Genomic DNA, 16,089 nt, shown 5'->3' on the forward strand with positions numbered 1-16,089 from the left:
GATGAGTGTTAAACGGTAGCTGCTGCCATTGCAGGTTCAGGTATCATGACCGGCTTTTTACCGGATACTTTCTCCTGCAGGAACTGGAATACCACGAACAGCACGGGTATAATAAATACCCCGAGTATAACACCGGATAACATACCGCCGGCGGTGCCGATACTGATGGAGTGGTTACCTTGTGCTGACGGGCCCTGTACGGTCATCAGCGGAATGAGGCCTGCCACAAAAGCCAGCGAGGTCATGATGATAGGCCGCAATCTGAGCCTGGCTGCTTCCAGGGCGGCCGACAAAAGCGTTTTGCCCGCGCGGCGCCGCTGTACCGCAAATTCCACGATCAGGATGGCATTCTTGGCCAGCAAGCCTATCAGCATCACCAGTCCTACCTGTACATAAATATTGTTGTCGATGCCCGCCATCCGGATCGCCAGGAATACACCCAGGATACCGGTAGGAATGGATAACAACACTGCCAGCGGCAACAGGTAACTTTCGTATTGTGCTGCCAGCAGGAAATACACAAAAAGGATGGCCAGCGCAAATATCATCACCATCTGGTTACCGGAGGTGGTTTCTTCCTTGCTTAAACCTGTCCACTCATAGCTGTAGCCGGCGGGCAGTTTGGCAGCTGCCAGTTTTTCCACTGCTTTAATGGCGTCACCGGTGCTGTAACCCGCTTTGGGCATAGCATTAACGGTGATGGAGTTAAAGAGGTTGTAGCGGCTCATCATTTCCGGACCATACATTTTCTTCAGTGTGATGATACTGTTTACCGGCACCATTTGTCCCTGGTCATTTTTTACAAAAATTCCTTCGAGACTGCCGGCATTATTACGTGATTCAGGCGTGGCCTGTACCATTACCCGGTAGTATTTCCCAAAACGGTTAAAGTCGGTGGCCTGGTTACTGCCATAATAGGTTTGCATGGTCATCATCAGGTCGCTGACGCTAACCCCCAGCTGTTTTGCCTTTACGGCATCCACTACTATTTCGTATTGTGGGAAATCTGCTTTGAACATCGTGAATGCCGCACCTATTTCCGGCGTTTGCATCATTTCACCGATAAAGCGGTTGGCCGTTTCGCTGAATTTTTCCACCGAACCGCCGGTACGATCCTGTAACACCATTTCCAGTCCATTGAAAGTACCAAAGCCTGGTACTGTTGGGAAAGTAAATACGCTGAACGTTCCTTCTTTTATAGTGCTCAGTTCCATGTTCAGCAGGCCAACGATGTCATCTATTTTGTGTATCTCTCCACGTTCTTTAATAGGTTTCAATTTCATGAATCCCATGGCATACGCCGGACTGGCACCATTGCTCAGGATGTTGTAACCTGAAATGCTCGTGGCGGATTCAATCATCGGTAATTTCTTCAGCACACTGTCTGCCTTATGCAATACCTCAGTGGTACGCTCTAAACCGGCGCCCGGTGGCAGTGACAGCGAGTAAGCCACAAAGCTGCCGTCTTCATTTGGAATAAAACCTTTGGGAGCTGTCGTCATCAGCCAGGCAGTGGTTACTGTTACCAGTAGCAATGCGCCCATGCTTACCCATTTGTGAGCAATCAGCCATTTTATACCACGGGTATATTTATTGGTCATAGCCTGGAAGCTGCTGTTAAAGGCAGTAAAGAATCTGCCGGAAAATCCTTGTCTGGCATGCGTGGTGCCACCTCCGCCGGCGTGGGTGTTTTTCAGGAACAGCGCGCATAAAGCAGGGCTCAGCGTCAATGCGTTTAAGGCAGATATGAGGATGGCAATGGCCAGGGTAAAGGCAAACTGCCTGTAGAACACACCAGTAGGGCCTTCCATAAAACCTACCGGCAGGAACACGGCCGCCATCACGAGTGTAATCGATACAATGGCCCCGGTAATTTCGCTCATCGCCGATATGGTGGCAGCTCTTGCGGGCAGATGGGTACGTTCCATTTTACTATGTACTGCCTCTACTACCACAATGGCATCATCTACCACGATACCGATGGCCAGTACCAGCGCAAACAGGGTGAGCATGTTAATAGAGAAGCCCATCAGCTGCAGAAAAAAGAAAGTGCCTACCAGCGATACGGGAACGGCAATAGCAGGAATCAGGGTAGAACGGAAGTCCTGCAGAAACAGGAATACGATCACAAATACCAGGATAAAGGCTTCCACCAGCGTAGATTTTACCTGTGCAATGGAGATGTCCAGTTGCTCCTTGGTGCTCATGGTAACCTGGTATTTGATGCCTTTGGGAAATGTTTTGGCGGCGTTGTCCATCACTTTCCCGATAGTGGTTTGTATTGCATTGGCATTGGAGCCGTTGGTTTGAAAGATGGCCATGGTAACGGCATCTTTGCCATTTACCCGGTTGTCGGTGGTGTAGTTGGCCGATCCCAACTCTATACGGGCAAGATCTTTCAGGTATAATACAGAACCATCTGTTGCCGCGCGGATCACAATTTTTTCGAACTCTTCCGGCAGGTTGAATTTTCCTTTATAGTTGATCACATACGACAGCGGTTCGTCGGTTCCTTCGCCGAATTTGCCGGGAGCCGCTTCCAGGCTCTGGTCGCGGATGGCGTTTAATACTTCGGTAGGGGTAACATTGTAAGCGGAGAGCTGTTCAGGCTTCAGCCATATACGCATCGCATAATCTTTGGCGCCGAAGATCTGCGCCTGTCCTACACCAGGAATACGTTTGATTTCCGGGATCACATTGATCTTGGCGAAGTTTTGCAGAAAGGCTTCATCATATTTTTGTTTATCCTCACTGTAAATATCCAGGATCATGATCATGCCACTTTGTTGCTTGGTGGTGGTAATCCCCGCCTGTACCACTTCGGAAGGCAGTTGGCTGGTTACCTGTGCCACGCGGTTCTGCACATTTACGGCAGCCTGGTCGGGATCTGTTCCCAGTTTAAAGAAAACGGTAACGGATCCTACGCCATCGTTGCCGGCGCTGGACTGTATGTAGGTCATGTTTTCCACACCATTGATCGCTTCTTCCAGTGGCGTTACCACGGAACGTAATACGGTGGCGGCGTTTCCGCCGGGGAATGAGGCGCTTACCACTACGCTGGGTGGCGCAATATCCGGAAACTGGGTAATCGGCAGCCGGGAAAGCCCCACAATTCCCAGGATCACGAGGATCACAGACATTACCGTAGCCAGAACGGGTCGTTGTATTATTTTATTCAGCATAACTCAATATCTTTTTGTGCAGCCCTGCGGCATTTATTTTCCTTTTGTTTGAACAGTATCCGTCTTACGGGCGTCTGCGGGCATTACCACGCTGCCTTCTGCCAATGTTTCGATACCGGCAGTCACTATTTTATCGCCGCGTTTCAGTCCGTCTTTTACGATGAAGTTGCTACCATTAGTGCCCGCCACCCGGATGATCCTGCGCGTAACAATATTGCTGTCGCCCAGTTCGTATACGAACAGTTTATCCTGCATTTCCAGTGTGGCCGATTGCGGTACCTGTATGATACCATTGTAAAGCTGTTCTATCTTTACTTTGCCGGTGTTGCCGGATCTGAGAATAGCGGCAGGGTTGGGGAATGTAGCACGCAGACTGATAGCGGCGGTGGTTTTATTAAAGGCGCCGTCAACCATTTCTATGCGTCCTTTATGCTGGAACAGGTCGCCGTTTGACAATTGCAGGGTAACGGGGCGTAGCTGGTGTAACTGCTGCTGCAGGGTGTTACCGGAAGCGCCTTTGCTGAATTCCATGAAATCATTTTCGCTCATGGAGAAATATGCATATACTTCGCTGATGTCTGACAGGGTGGTGAGTGGCGCTGTATCCGATTTGCCTACCAGGTTGCCTACTCTTTTCGGGATACGGCCAATATAGCCGCTTACAGGTGCTTTTACGAGGGAAAATCCTACATTGATCTGTGAAGCGGCAACAGCCGCTTTGGCCTGTTCTACATTGGCTTTGGCAGTTTGTAATGCTGCCATCGCAGTTTTTAGCTGCATGTCTGCTACTACCTTATTATCTACCAGCGGTTTTACTTTGTCTACCTCCAGTTCGGCTGCATGGAGGGAAGACTGCATGGCATGGAGATTGGCAATGTCTTTATTCAGCTGTTCCCGGAAAGGGCGATCGTTTACCTGGAAAAGGGGCTGCCCTGCTTTTACAAAGCTGCCTTCGTCTACAAATATTTTATCGAGATAGCCATCTACCTGTGTGCGTATATCTACGTTTACCTTGCCTTCCAGTACAGCTGCATAGCTGCTGCCGGTGAGGGCGCTGCTGGTATCCAGTGTGCTCACCGGCAGTTCCGGCGCGGCTCCTGCCGGAGGCGCTTCTCCGGCGCTGGCGCCGCATCCGTAAAGTGCAGCGGATAGCAGGCCGGCTATCAGCAGTCCGGGGAATATGTTGCTGTAAGATATTTTATAGGTCATTGCCATGAGGTTTATGTTTTGCTTAATAGAGCGCAAATATCAATGGCAATGCGGGCCGGAACCGGAACAATGTAAATGAAGCGGGAAAAAAGGGGGATGAACCGGAAAAAGGGAGGGGTAAAATTCAGGGTTATGTCAACAAGAGGGAACCTTTTACGGATTCCCTCCTGGTGAGGTTACAATGCTATTTCAAATAAGCTGGAAGTGCCGCCTTTGTAATGCGCCGGCAGTTCAGGCGTATCTTCGGTGGCAACGATGCCGAGGTAGGTGAATCCGCAGCTTACATAATAACTATTGAGCCTGTCGTTTCCACTGCCGGTGTCCATCCTGATAAATTCCTTTCCATTGCCGGCGGCGTATGTCCTGGCCCATTCCACAATTTTTTTCACATAGCCATTTCCCCGGAAATCGGGGTGGGTAGCGATACGGTGAATATAGATGGATGGGTCTTTGTCCTTCTCCTGCCAGATATACGGGTCTTCAAATGCAATGGAAAAAACGCATACGATCTGGTTGCCGGCTACAATTTTCCATAGCCTTTTCTCCTGTATTTCTTTTTCTATCAGCGCGCGGTCAAATCCCAGCCAATGTTTCTGGGCTACCTTTTTCTGAAGAAGGGTGCCGGCATCGTACAAGCTGAATATGATGCCGATGTCTGCTGGTGTTCCGTTGATGATCTGCATAATAAGATATGAATTTAGCGAGTGTAAAATTCACGTATTGACAGCAAATAAAACAGATTCAGTTTTGTTTATTTTTACCAGATCAGATTTGTTTTTAGTCTTTATGGTGGCTGGTTGTTATAATATATCTATCTTCATAATATTATAAAGACTTACAGATGAAACTAACGATAACAGGATACTCTACTGCATTATTTTCCACCTGGTACCTGCTGGAGGAGCTGGGTATTTTAATGGATGCCGGCGATGGACTTACCGCTGCATTATTGCAAAAAAGCAGGAAGATCAATTATGTATTTATTTCCCATGCCGACCGGGATCACCTGACGGGCCTGTTGCAGCTAAACCAGCTGAATGCCCGTGAGGGTTTGCCGGTGATCTGTTATCCGCGCGACAGCACCTCATTCCCGGCCATGGAGGCATTTTCAAAAAAATTTGATCCGCATATTACCGGCACAAAGTGGAAAGCTGTAGGGCCGGGAGATGAAATATGGGTGAAAGATGATATTGTGGTATTACCTGTACGCAATGAACATGTAACTACGGAACCTCATATCATCCGTAGTGTTGGTTATAAGGTGATGCAGGTAAAGCAAAAAGTGAAACCTGAGCTGGCAGGACTGCCCGTCGCAGCGCTAAAACAAATTATCATGGAGCGGGGTAAAGAAAGTACTACGATGGAGGTGAGAACCAACCTGGTGGGCTATTCCGGCGATACGCCTGTAGTGGATATGCAACGCTGGGATCAGACGGGCGTACTGATACATGAGGCTACTTTCCTGGGTAGTGAGGGCGGAGTGAAATTGGCGGCGCATAAAAATAAGCATAGCAAACTGGAGGAAGTGATGGAGATGGTGAGTCATATTGCAGTAGAGCAGCTCATCCTGGGGCATTTTTCATCACGGTATACAGCGGAAACAATTGATCGGAGTATTAAAGACCTGTGTGATAAATATGCGGTTAATATCCCGGTGTTCCGTTTGTTGCCCGGACTAACGGTAAAGGATATACTATCCGGTACGCCGGTAAATCGATAGAAGCGGAACCGGTCGGCAGAGGGCATTTTGGGGGCTTCTTTTAGCAAGGAGGGCTCGCCTGTGGGGGAAATATGGTATTAACTGAAAAATAATTCTGGCAAGTATTTGTTTTTGTGGAAATTTATTTCCTACATTTGCATCCCGCTACACAGAAGTCGGAGACGGGGCGTAGCGTAGCCCGGTATCGCGCCTGCTTTGGGAGCAGGAGGTCGCAGGTTCGAATCCTGCCGCCCCGACTTGACAGGACAAATGAGATTCATTCTCGTTTGTCCTGTTTTTATTTAGGCCAAAATCTTTGTCCAGTGAGTATATGAGGCGTACCGCTTCATTGATGCGGGTAGTTCGAAGTGAAAATCCGTCAAAACTTAATTTTTCTGGATACATCGAACTAATTATTTCCCGCTTCTTCTCAATATCCCCGGTTTCATACACATAATCCAGCTTTAAAAGGTTGTCCAACCCTTTGTTCAGCAGATCGCCAATATTTATCTGGTCATGGTTACTGGTGCTTAGTTTTGCCTCTAGTTTTTCCAACTTACCGCCATACTCTGTTTTCATTTCCCGGAAGTCCGCAGGCTCTATTTGTTTGGAAGAAAGTAAATCCCGGATATACGACAGCTTTTCTTCCTGTTCTCGTATTTGTGCCAGTAGTTGTTTGCGGTCGTCTTGTAGGTGGTTAGTTTGGTCATACCATGCTTCGGATAATGTTATTTTGTATAGGTCTACCATTTCAGGGCGTGGAATATACTTTTTAAGTTCACACACAAACAAGTCGTTTATGTTATCAGCTCTAAAGCGGCAGTTACAGCCATCAAAACAATGGTAGTAGGAATAATATTTGGTATGGCCTTTAGATGCGCTTCCTGTTAGCAATTTGCTGCATTTGGGGCATATAAGGAAGCCCCGTAAAGGCAAGGTAGTATTTGACACTACTTTGAGCCTGTAATGCCTTTTTCTACCATCGAGTACGTCCTGCACTTGATAGTATAATGCTTCTGATATAATAGGCTCATGTTGACCTTTTACAAAACGGGCTTCTTCCTCTTTATACTTGGCTATAAATATTTTTCCACAATAGACGGGGTTACGAATGGCAAACCAGAAAAGGCTTTTAGTGCCTTTAAACCCTTTTTCTTTAGCCAACTTAAATATCTGTTCTGTATTAAATACGCTTTCTGCTATTTGTTCAAATGCCCACCGGATAATTCCCGCTTGTGGTTCCTTTGGTTCTATATACTTTCTTCCCGCTTCATCTGTTTTATTTACATATCCGATAGGAGCCAAACCCATATAACGGCCTTCCTTCCTTGCTCTGCGCATGCCGTGAATAACGTTTAAAGCCCTTCTGTCATTCTCCACTTCGGGAGCCGCTAAGTAAAAGGCCAACATCATTTTATTTTCCGGTATAGATAAATCAAGCGGCTGTTCTATGGCTTGCGGTTCTACTCCTAATTTGCGGAGGGTGTTAATCATCTGATAAGCATCTCCGGCATTGCGGCTAAACCTATCCCATTTAAGGAATAACACTAGATCAGCTTTGCCTTTATGTTTCTTTAGCTCTAACAGGTATTTCTTCCATTCAGGGCGGTTAAAGGTCTTGGCAGAATGATCCTCAAAAATTACTTTGCGAATAGATATGCTATTGATGTCGCAGTACCTGCGTAAAAATTCTTCCTGGCTACGCTGTGAATAGCCTTTGTCTGCTTGTTCATCGGTACTTACCCGGATATACAAATCAGCTATTTTCATTTTTTAATCATATTGGGTTATCAAATAAGTTTATTCGGTTGTAGGTTACTGTTTGCGCTGTTTTTCCAGATGTTGAGCTACTATAATGTTTGCCAATTTACGTAGAAATTCAAGTATAAATGCCGCCTGCTCTACCGTTACTTCTACTCCCTTTTGTTTTAGCATTTCCGCCGCTTTTTCCGGCCTTATTTTGTCCATTTGCACCTCCCGCTTTAATCAAGTTCACAAAATCCCTGTGCAAGGGAATATCCTTCCGAATGCTAATATAAGAAATTTGTTTTGTTAGTTTATGTTTTACCTAAACTTTTTTATAAATTGTACCGAATTTTACTGAACTTTACAATTAACAGTGCGATTTGATATGTTTTGATACAATTTAAACTGTAAAACAATGCCTATAAACTGGCTGTTATACATTTTGTATATAAACGAACATAAAACAATTAAAAATGACTAAAACCTATAAGGTTAGCTATAAAACATATTTCAATGACCGGCTTAAACAAGTGTCCTTTCATGGAAAGCTTACCTATCCATTGTATGTACAGGTAACATTTGACAGAAAGACGATCTTTTTTAAAAGCTACTATTTTGAACTGTTTTCTAAACCCCGGTATTTTTTATCTGTAGCAGGTTTGACTGGCGGGCCTTCTATTGAGGATATTATAAAAAAAGAAAATTCATTAATTGATTTCATTATTGACAAAAACCTACCAGACTTTTCTTTAGACCTGTTTAAGCAGGAATATGCCTACTATGGCAAAGATCTATGTGACGTAACAGAAGAAGGTTTTATTGATTATATGTACGTCTTTTTTCAAGATAAGGGAATGCCGGCACTCGCAGTCATGGTACAGCAAGGTAGCAGATTTCGTATTGTCTATGATGTAGTACGGGATATGAAAAGGGCTTTTAATAAGCCCTTGTATGATGAATTGGTAGAAAATTCGCTTTATTATGCACCGCCATATCTACCGCTATACGGCTTTATGCAGCAAACAAAGAAATGGCCTATGTTAAGCCTTACTGTACTGGAATGGGAAGATGAAAAAACAAAAGCCCAGTTTGCTGATTACGTACAGAAATATTATCCCAATATAGATTTAAAAGAAGTAATGGAACAGGTGAATAAATGGCTCGATCACCTAAGGAAGGAAGCCAAATAGTGCATGCCCTTAAATGCTAAATACAATCGCCTGTGAAAATGCTTGCCATACCTTAACCAGTGCATATTTGGACAAAGGGAGCGACTGGAATTTCAGTCGCTCCCTTTGTCCAAATATAGCTACAGCATTGTTTTCTATGGTTGTCACCCGTTATCTTCGCTTGCCTTTTCATTTATGCTCGTTACATAGTCTAATCTAAATTCTCTAATATCAATAAGGTGCGAAGCATCAATAAGTTTTAACAGGTGTTTTTCTACACTTAAAATATCGGTATCCAGTCCATCATCTAGCAAACTTTCTTTTGATAAAGCCATATTGAAAAGATTGGATAACTCCTGCCGCCATTCACCAAGAGAGTAAAATCTGAAAGTCTTTTTGAATACGGAGTAAGGATTGAAAAACTCTTTTGTGTTTAAGCTCCGCGGGAAGTCCTGCCAAATTAGTTTTGCTGGATTTTGTGTGAATTTTGAGGAACCCCAAGCACAAAAGTATTCAGCACTCATGATATTGAAATCTTCATTTTCGCTGTCATTCTGTAATACAGCTTTTCTTTCAGAATTGTTTAACTGAGAGATTAAATAGGCTGCTTCAATAAGATATTCAATTTTCTCATAGAAAAATAGCAGTGTAGAAGGGCTTTCTTTGCATTTTTTGTTAGAGCAAACCGAATACAACCAGCGTTGAAGTATGGTGATTGTGCGGTGTTTTTCAAAGGCGGAAAAAAAATCATGGATAACCTCGTAAGGCTGGCTGATTTCCTCATTAGAAAGGCGAAGCGGGAGATTGTCCCACGGACGGGGTGCATCAAATATCATACGTTTGTAGATTGTGAGAGTTAAATAAAGGGGATTGAGATTTCAGAAAACCGGGAAAAGCTGTAATGATACGGCCACCGCTATCTGTTAGCACCGTTAAAAAACTGGTAGGGAGTTGGTTATAGTCAAAACCTATAATATTGCCAGTGTTGATAACCCTTTGAAAATTGAGGGAACCAGAAACCGGACTTATAGGGGCCGTAAAAGCATCCCGCAGTAGTGCTAATATGTCAATGACAGGAATCGTAAACTTGCTGACTGAGGGATGCCGTGGAATTTTATAATGGTGCCTTTCCATGATATGTGCCAATGCGTTCACATTGATGTAATATGATCGCCGGAATAGCTTTCTCCTGTCTTTCATAGGCACCTGTAGCATGGCGGTACCTACCAAGTCATTGAGCCAATTTTGAGTATCACTAAGCAGGAAGACCAGTTTAAGCCATTCATCTTCATTAAAAGGGGGGCTGAGATGTATTTTATCTGTTTGATCCATAGATTTAACATTTAAGAGGTTTTAAATCATGGATACAAGTTCAGATATGATAAAAAGATAATCTATACGCTATTGGGATGGATTACTGGGATAAAAGAGATACTTTAGTAAGTATTTAATCCTATTTTTGAGGATATTTTAGCAAGTAGAAATTAGTTATATTTGTACTATGACATCCACTGATATGCGTAATAAAACCCATGAAGGACACAATATTAAACGGTTCCGCGAAATGCTAGGCATTAAGCAGGAGGCATTGGCATTTGAACTAGGCGACGATTGGAACCAAAAGAAAATTTCCTTACTGGAAGGAAAGGAAACTGTTGAACCTGATATATTGGAGCTGGTTGCAAAGGCATTAAAAGTGCCAGCAGAAGCTATAAAAAATTTTAGCGAAGAGGCAGCAGTGAATATTATTTCCAATACTTTTCAGGATGAATCTGTTGCATACGCTCAATATTATAAATGCACCTTTAACCCTTTTGAAAAATGGGTCGAAACGGTAGATAAGAATGAAAAATTATACGAAGCTCTATTGCAAAGTGAACGAGAGAAAGTTGAAATTCTGGAGAAACTGTTGAGCGAAAAGAAAGGTGGGAAGTAAATTCTTAAACTCCGAGCGACCTTCAATTGTATATATTTCCCTTTTGGTTAATTCTGAGTATGGGGTTGGACACTATACCAACTGTCGGAATTCCTTTCAATTTTTTACCTTTAGCACCTAATGGCAGACAAAGCATATATAACACCAAACGTCCTCAAGTGGGCAAGAGAATCGGCAAGAATGTCCGAAGAAAGTGCTGCTGCCAAGGCTTCCGTAACGGTGGATAAATTAAAGGAGTGGGAAGATGGAACAAGCCAACCTACTATTAATCAAGCTCAGATTTTGGCTAAAGCGTACAAGCGACCTTTTGCCTTATTTTTCTTACCTGAAATTCCTAGGGATTTTCAACCACTACAAGATTTCAGGAAAAAAGATTCTAAAGAGCTAACAACTTCTTCCGTCTTTATAATACGAGAAATACAACAGAAGCAAGCATGGATAAGCGATGTTTATTCTGAAAATGGAGAACATTCATTGCCTTTTGTGGGAAGGTTTTCAATTAAGGATAATCCCAAGATTGTGGCGCAGGATATACTTAAAACATTAAATATTAATCCACCGAATTATAAAACGGACGCGCCAATAAAAGAGTGGATTGATGCGGCAGAGAAGAATGGAATCTTTGTTTCAAGAACAAGTTTTATACATTCCAGATTAAAACTTGATTCTGACGAAATTCAGGGATTTGCCATTTCTGATCGATATGCTCCCTTTGTTTTTGTTAATTCAGAGGATTGGAATGCCCCTCAACTGTTCACGCTTGTCCATGAAATTGCTCATATTTGGATTGCAGCAACAGGAATATCAAATGCGATTGAGCCGGAGATTAAAAACGGAGATAAGTTCCACCCTATTGAGCTTTTTTGCAATGAAGTAGCCGCAAATGCCTTGATGCCAGAAGATATTATATTGAATCTCAATTTTAATATTTTCCAAAACTCAAAGGAAGTATTTAGAATAGCTAAGACATTAGGCGTAAGTTCATATGCTCTTTTGGTAAGAGTGAAGAATCTGGATTTAATATCGATTTCCGCATATCAGAAACTGAAAAAAGAAGCGGATATTGAATATCAAGATTACCTAAAACGGGAATTGGAAAAGAAGGCGAAACAGAAGGATAAGAAAGGGGGACCTAACTATTTTCTTCTTCAGTTAAATAGAAACAGCCGACTTTTTACTCAAACCGTTTTGGACGCATTTCGTGGCGGGTACATTGAACCGACCGTTGCAAGCAGTTTATTGAACGTGCAGGTAAATAAATTTCAAAAACTAGAGGCGCAACTATATAGATGAATGCAACGGCAAATAAATACTGTATTGATGCCAACGTGCTAATTCAGGCTTGGCAAAAGTATTATAATCCAAAATTCTGCCCTGACTATTGGAATGTTCTAATAGAGTTAGGCAAACAAGGAGTAATATTTATTCCTGAAATGGTATATGAAGAAATTGTAAGAACCGAAGATGATTTATCAAAATGGTTAAAGAACAGTAAGATACCAATTCATAAAATATCAGAACCTGTTACCGTTTGTCTACAGAAAATATATTCAAATAACCCAGTTCATAAGAATTTGGTTGATAATACTAAAGCACGTTCGTTAGCTGATCCTTGGGTAATTGCACATGCGCTAAATGAAAATGCGACAGTAGTTACAAAAGAAGAAAAGGTTACGGCATTAAACTCTGTCAAAATAAAAATCCCCAATGTTTGTGAAAATATGGGCATTCGTTGGATTAATGACTTTGAATTTATACAGGAACTAGACCTTCAATTTATGTGCTCATTAAGGAAATAGGGGTAGTGCCTTGCCCCAAAATCGACTTCCCTATTCCCCATCTCATTTAGCCAAAAGAAATTTTTCAATTTGTTTATCCGTTATTATCCCTTGAGTAATAAATATATCCTTTATCCTGTCTAAGGGTAAATTATTAGGCTGCTCTATTTTTCTTGCAAGGATCTTAAGAAGTGAGAACGCAGTTATTAATGTCGTACTAATGCCAGTTTCTCTAAGGATATTTTTCAACGAAATATCGGATACAGATTTAAAATTGCTTGATACAATTAAAAAATAAACAATTCTATGCCCTGTCCTATTTAGAGTATTGATATGTGTTTTAATATATTCAATGAATTTTCTATCCTCGGTTCCGATCTGGTAGGTATCTCTTCTTGCTTTTGCATCTATAAGAATTGCGTACCCAAATTGTGTTGCTTTTGCAATCCCATCAGGATTTCTGCCTGTACCCTGTCCATAATTATTGACTTCGAAGCCGAGCATCTGAAATATTAAATTAACTTTCCTTTCAAATTCAGTGCTTTTTTCTTCAGAAGTGGAAAGGGTTAAAAAATCACTAAGTATCGGAGGAATAAATTGCGAGTATTTAAATTCAAGTGAGCTATTGATTATGGGAATTTGGACATTCTCTTTTAATACGGAGGGGATTAGAGGAATAATATCCAGCCATTCTGGTTTGTCGGTGGCATAATTTAAAAACAAAGAAGGTATTTCACTCCATTTCTTGCTAAACCTCTTTATATAAGAGCTTATTAGTGGTTTACATTGATAAAATCGCCATTCCGCTGCTGTTGGGGTTTTCCCAATCTTTCTTATCAGATTACCATAATTTTCCCAGTATTCTTCATCTCCATAATCTTCTTGCCCAAAAGATTTACGAATATCTCCCATTTCTTCAACTAGATTTGAATAGAATAAGAAATGAGTAATTACGTGATACTCTTTTATATTTGTCTGTTTATAAAAATCTTTGCTTGAGGGCTGATGTCCCAGGTGTTCCTTTAATTTTGAATACTCGGATTTAATAAGCTCCTTTGTTACAGTAGTATCTCTAGCAATATTCATGTTTTACGACTTGACCCAAGTTTGATTATTATTGTGATTAAATATAGGCATTTTTTTACTTGTATGTTATTAGCCGTAGGAGCATTTTGACTACTAAATCATTATAAGATACTATTTTTTGTATTCTTCGGCTTTTTTATAGGCACTGTCCATTAGACGCTTAACCCCTTTCCCATGCTGGGAATACATAAGGTTCCACGCCTTCTTTATCCTGTCATGTTCTAATTGTTGTTGTTGTATTTCCTTCTGGTTTTCGCTCCAATGGATACTAAATTTGTACAAATTCGTAAGGAGCAGCATTACTACCAGCCAAAGGAACCAACGGCCAAAAACAACCCTATAAAACAATTTCGCATCCTGTTCCGGGAAAAGCAATAGCTGGAATTTTCGTATCACATTTTTAGGCTGTGCGGCAACCGTCAATTTCATGTCTATAATGCCTTTTTTCACAATTTCCTGCATTGGCTTGGTATCCGTTAAAATGTCTATTCCCTTCGGCTTCTCCAGTTTTTCCTCAAATTCGATAAATTTTCCAGATAGACCATTGACGGCTTTAACCAGGTCGTCAACGGTTTTTGTGTGTAACTTTTGTTCCTCCGTAAATTCTTCCAGTACCAGTTCTAAACTGTCTTTTTCAATATCTCCTATTTTCTTTGTGGTATCCATAAAATTGTAATTTTCTGATTAATGATTAAATCCTGTGGGATTTCTGTTTCCTCTTTCTTCGCTTGATACCCTCTTCCGTCAACTCGTATGGCAAATAGTTAGATGTGTCTACAGGCTGTAGAAGCAGTTCTAAAAGACTACTCAATTCCTTTATTACGGGAACAATGGGCGAATGTTCAATATATGTCGCTCGCTGCGTTTCACGGAACATCTTTTGAGCAGGGGATAACTTTTGTTGTTCTGTAGTATCGTGCCGGATAGCTGCTTCGTATATTTTTTGTTCAGCCTGTTTAGTTGCCAGCTCTTGTTTCAGGGCTAAAACTCTTTCTATTTTCGCCAGCGAAAAACCTACCTCACTACCTTTTACTTTTACCTTCTTATCATCAATAAAGGAAATTCCCCGGCCTTTAATCAACTTGTACCCTAAAGTCCGCATCCGCTGCTCAAATTCAGAATAGCTACTTACCTTCTCTAAGGTCTGCCGAATATCTGTTTTCAGTTTTTCTTTTCGCTGATCCTGCCGGGGTAATAGCCTGTCTTTAGGGGATAAAAAGGCGCGGGGGCTTAATACTTCCTGTAGCTTGTATTGCTTTTCCAGTCTGCGACAAAGTGCTGCCATTCTTTTATAACTGTTACTGTCGCTGGCGACTTTGCTGTTATAACCTACCCGATTGGCAACAATGTGAATATGCTGCTCGTTGGTATCCTTATGCAGTACGCAGATATATTGGTTATCTGCTACGCCAAATTCTTTGGCGCACTCCCGGCTAACTTCAATAAGCTGGTTATTAGTAAGAGTTTCGCCGGGAGCCAGCCGTAAGGAAAAATGAAATACCGGCTTTTCTATCCGTTTGCTAAGTTTGGCGACATCAATAAATTGCCCGGACAGCTCTTTTAAATTCCCAAAACATTTGTTGTAGCTCAGAACTTCCGCCCGGTTCTTGTACTGTAGATTATCCTTTAGGGAAAGTTCCTGCTTCTTTTCTTCAGACAGTTCCTTTTTATCCTGCAAACAATAACGGATACATTCAAAAAAGGAACTTCCTGTACCTACATAGCCGATCATTGGAAATAATTTTTAATTTTTGATGCTAATGTTTTTAATTCCCCTGATTGTACTTTCAGATTGGCACGTTCAAGCGGACTTAATTCTTCCATCCCGTTTCGCTTTCTAGCGATCTGGTTAAGATTTGCTGCCATATGATTGAGCGTGCCAGTTAGTTCCAAAACTTCTTTGGGCAATGCTCTTTCCTTCCTGTCAATTTTTCCGGTCATGCTTATTTCCCGCAGGTATTCCGAAACTGAAAGGTTAGCACTTTTGGCGTTTGCTTCAATAACACGTCTTTCATAAAGACTGCATTTCACGGCCAGTAATTGATCTTTTTTCACCGCTTTTTTGGGGCGGCCTCCCTTGTTCTTGGTTTGTGCATTCTGCTGCTCCATATCTTCCTCCTCTTAATTTTTTGAATGCGATAGCATGAAAAAAATTCTCATCGAATGCGATAGCATGAGGGGAGCCAGTAGTTTTGGTTTTACCAAAACATAGCTGGCTCCTATATAACTCCCTAATCTTTCAAACTATAAATACATTGTAAGGGGCATACCTTCTCCATCATGG

Annotated in this window: 15 protein-coding genes, 1 tRNA gene and 1 pseudogene; 6 read left to right on the forward strand and 11 right to left on the reverse strand. The window is 42.1% G+C overall.

Annotation, left to right across the window (positions count from 1 at the left end; translation table 11 throughout):
* Positions 1–8: 8 nt before the first annotated feature.
* From KE626_RS04055 to KE626_RS04065, 3 genes are all read right to left on the reverse strand, one after another.
* The gene (locus KE626_RS04055) at positions 9–3,182 is read right to left on the reverse strand and encodes an efflux RND transporter permease subunit (protein ID WP_211971585.1); all 3,174 of its coding nucleotides are present in this window, start codon (positions 3,180–3,182) and stop codon (positions 9–11) included.
* A 33-nt stretch (positions 3,183–3,215) separates the two neighbouring features.
* On the reverse strand, positions 3,216–4,397 hold the full coding sequence (locus tag KE626_RS04060) for an efflux RND transporter periplasmic adaptor subunit (RefSeq protein WP_249207236.1): 1,182 nt from the start codon (positions 4,395–4,397) through the stop codon (positions 3,216–3,218).
* 170 nt (positions 4,398–4,567) lie between these two features.
* Positions 4,568–5,074, reverse strand: coding sequence for a GNAT family N-acetyltransferase (locus tag KE626_RS04065; protein ID WP_211971586.1), 507 nt, complete (start codon positions 5,072–5,074; stop codon positions 4,568–4,570).
* 158 nt (positions 5,075–5,232) lie between these two features.
* Between KE626_RS04065 and KE626_RS04070 the strand changes: the two genes are divergently transcribed.
* Entirely contained in the window at positions 5,233–6,111 is an 879-nt protein-coding gene (locus tag KE626_RS04070; protein WP_211971587.1) for an MBL fold metallo-hydrolase, read from the forward strand.
* Between the two features lie 162 nt (positions 6,112–6,273).
* Positions 6,274–6,347, forward strand: a tRNA-Pro gene (locus tag KE626_RS04075).
* A 730-nt stretch (positions 6,348–7,077) separates the two neighbouring features.
* On the opposite strand, the pseudogene KE626_RS35150 reads toward KE626_RS04075, so the two are convergent.
* Positions 7,078–7,860: pseudogene (locus tag KE626_RS35150) on the reverse strand (recombinase family protein); the annotation flags it as partial.
* Positions 7,861–7,905: 45 nt separating this feature from the next.
* Entirely contained in the window at positions 7,906–8,064 is a 159-nt protein-coding gene (locus KE626_RS04085; RefSeq protein WP_211971588.1) for a hypothetical protein, read from the reverse strand.
* Between the two features lie 245 nt (positions 8,065–8,309).
* Here KE626_RS04085 and KE626_RS04090 point away from each other — a divergent pair, with 245 nt between their 5' ends.
* On the forward strand, positions 8,310–9,026 hold the full coding sequence (locus KE626_RS04090) for a hypothetical protein (protein ID WP_211971589.1): 717 nt from the start codon (positions 8,310–8,312) through the stop codon (positions 9,024–9,026).
* Positions 9,027–9,169: 143 nt separating this feature from the next.
* On the opposite strand, the gene KE626_RS04095 is transcribed toward KE626_RS04090, so the two are convergent.
* Together KE626_RS04095 and KE626_RS04100 are read right to left on the reverse strand one after the other, a co-directional pair.
* The gene (locus KE626_RS04095) at positions 9,170–9,841 is read right to left on the reverse strand and encodes a hypothetical protein (protein ID WP_211971590.1); all 672 of its coding nucleotides are present in this window, start codon (positions 9,839–9,841) and stop codon (positions 9,170–9,172) included.
* Entirely contained in the window at positions 9,831–10,337 is a 507-nt protein-coding gene (locus KE626_RS04100; RefSeq protein ID WP_211971591.1) for a hypothetical protein, read from the reverse strand. Before KE626_RS04100 ends, KE626_RS04095 begins: the two co-directional genes overlap by 11 nt.
* Before the next feature lie 169 nt (positions 10,338–10,506).
* Between KE626_RS04100 and KE626_RS04105 the strand changes: the two genes are divergently transcribed.
* From KE626_RS04105 to KE626_RS04115, 3 genes are all read left to right on the forward strand, one after another.
* On the forward strand, positions 10,507–10,941 hold the full coding sequence (locus KE626_RS04105; protein ID WP_169190228.1) for a helix-turn-helix transcriptional regulator: 435 nt from the start codon (positions 10,507–10,509) through the stop codon (positions 10,939–10,941).
* Between the two features lie 120 nt (positions 10,942–11,061).
* The gene (locus KE626_RS04110; RefSeq protein WP_211971592.1) at positions 11,062–12,234 is read left to right on the forward strand and encodes an XRE family transcriptional regulator; all 1,173 of its coding nucleotides are present in this window, start codon (positions 11,062–11,064) and stop codon (positions 12,232–12,234) included.
* Positions 12,231–12,740, forward strand: coding sequence for a DUF4411 family protein (locus KE626_RS04115; protein ID WP_211971593.1), 510 nt, complete (start codon positions 12,231–12,233; stop codon positions 12,738–12,740). Before KE626_RS04110 ends, KE626_RS04115 begins: the two co-directional genes overlap by 4 nt.
* 42 nt (positions 12,741–12,782) lie before the next feature.
* On the opposite strand, the gene KE626_RS04120 is transcribed toward KE626_RS04115, so the two are convergent.
* From KE626_RS04120 to KE626_RS04135, 4 genes are all read right to left on the reverse strand, one after another.
* Positions 12,783–13,805 (reverse strand): restriction endonuclease FokI C-terminal domain-containing protein, encoded by a 1,023-nt coding sequence (locus KE626_RS04120; protein WP_211971594.1) that lies wholly within the window; start codon positions 13,803–13,805, stop codon positions 12,783–12,785.
* A 111-nt stretch (positions 13,806–13,916) separates the two neighbouring features.
* Positions 13,917–14,471 (reverse strand): hypothetical protein, encoded by a 555-nt coding sequence (locus KE626_RS04125; protein WP_211971595.1) that lies wholly within the window; start codon positions 14,469–14,471, stop codon positions 13,917–13,919.
* A gap of 25 nt (positions 14,472–14,496) precedes the next feature.
* Positions 14,497–15,537 (reverse strand): relaxase/mobilization nuclease domain-containing protein, encoded by a 1,041-nt coding sequence (locus tag KE626_RS04130; RefSeq protein WP_211971596.1) that lies wholly within the window; start codon positions 15,535–15,537, stop codon positions 14,497–14,499.
* Complete coding sequence (locus KE626_RS04135) at positions 15,534–15,914, reverse strand: plasmid mobilization protein (protein ID WP_211971597.1); 381 nt, start codon at positions 15,912–15,914, stop codon at positions 15,534–15,536. Before KE626_RS04135 ends, KE626_RS04130 begins: the two co-directional genes overlap by 4 nt.
* Positions 15,915–16,089: the final 175 nt, after the last annotated feature.

This window comes from Chitinophaga hostae (genome assembly GCF_018224885.1).
GTDB classification, from domain to species: Bacteria; Bacteroidota; Bacteroidia; order Chitinophagales; family Chitinophagaceae; genus Chitinophaga; species Chitinophaga hostae.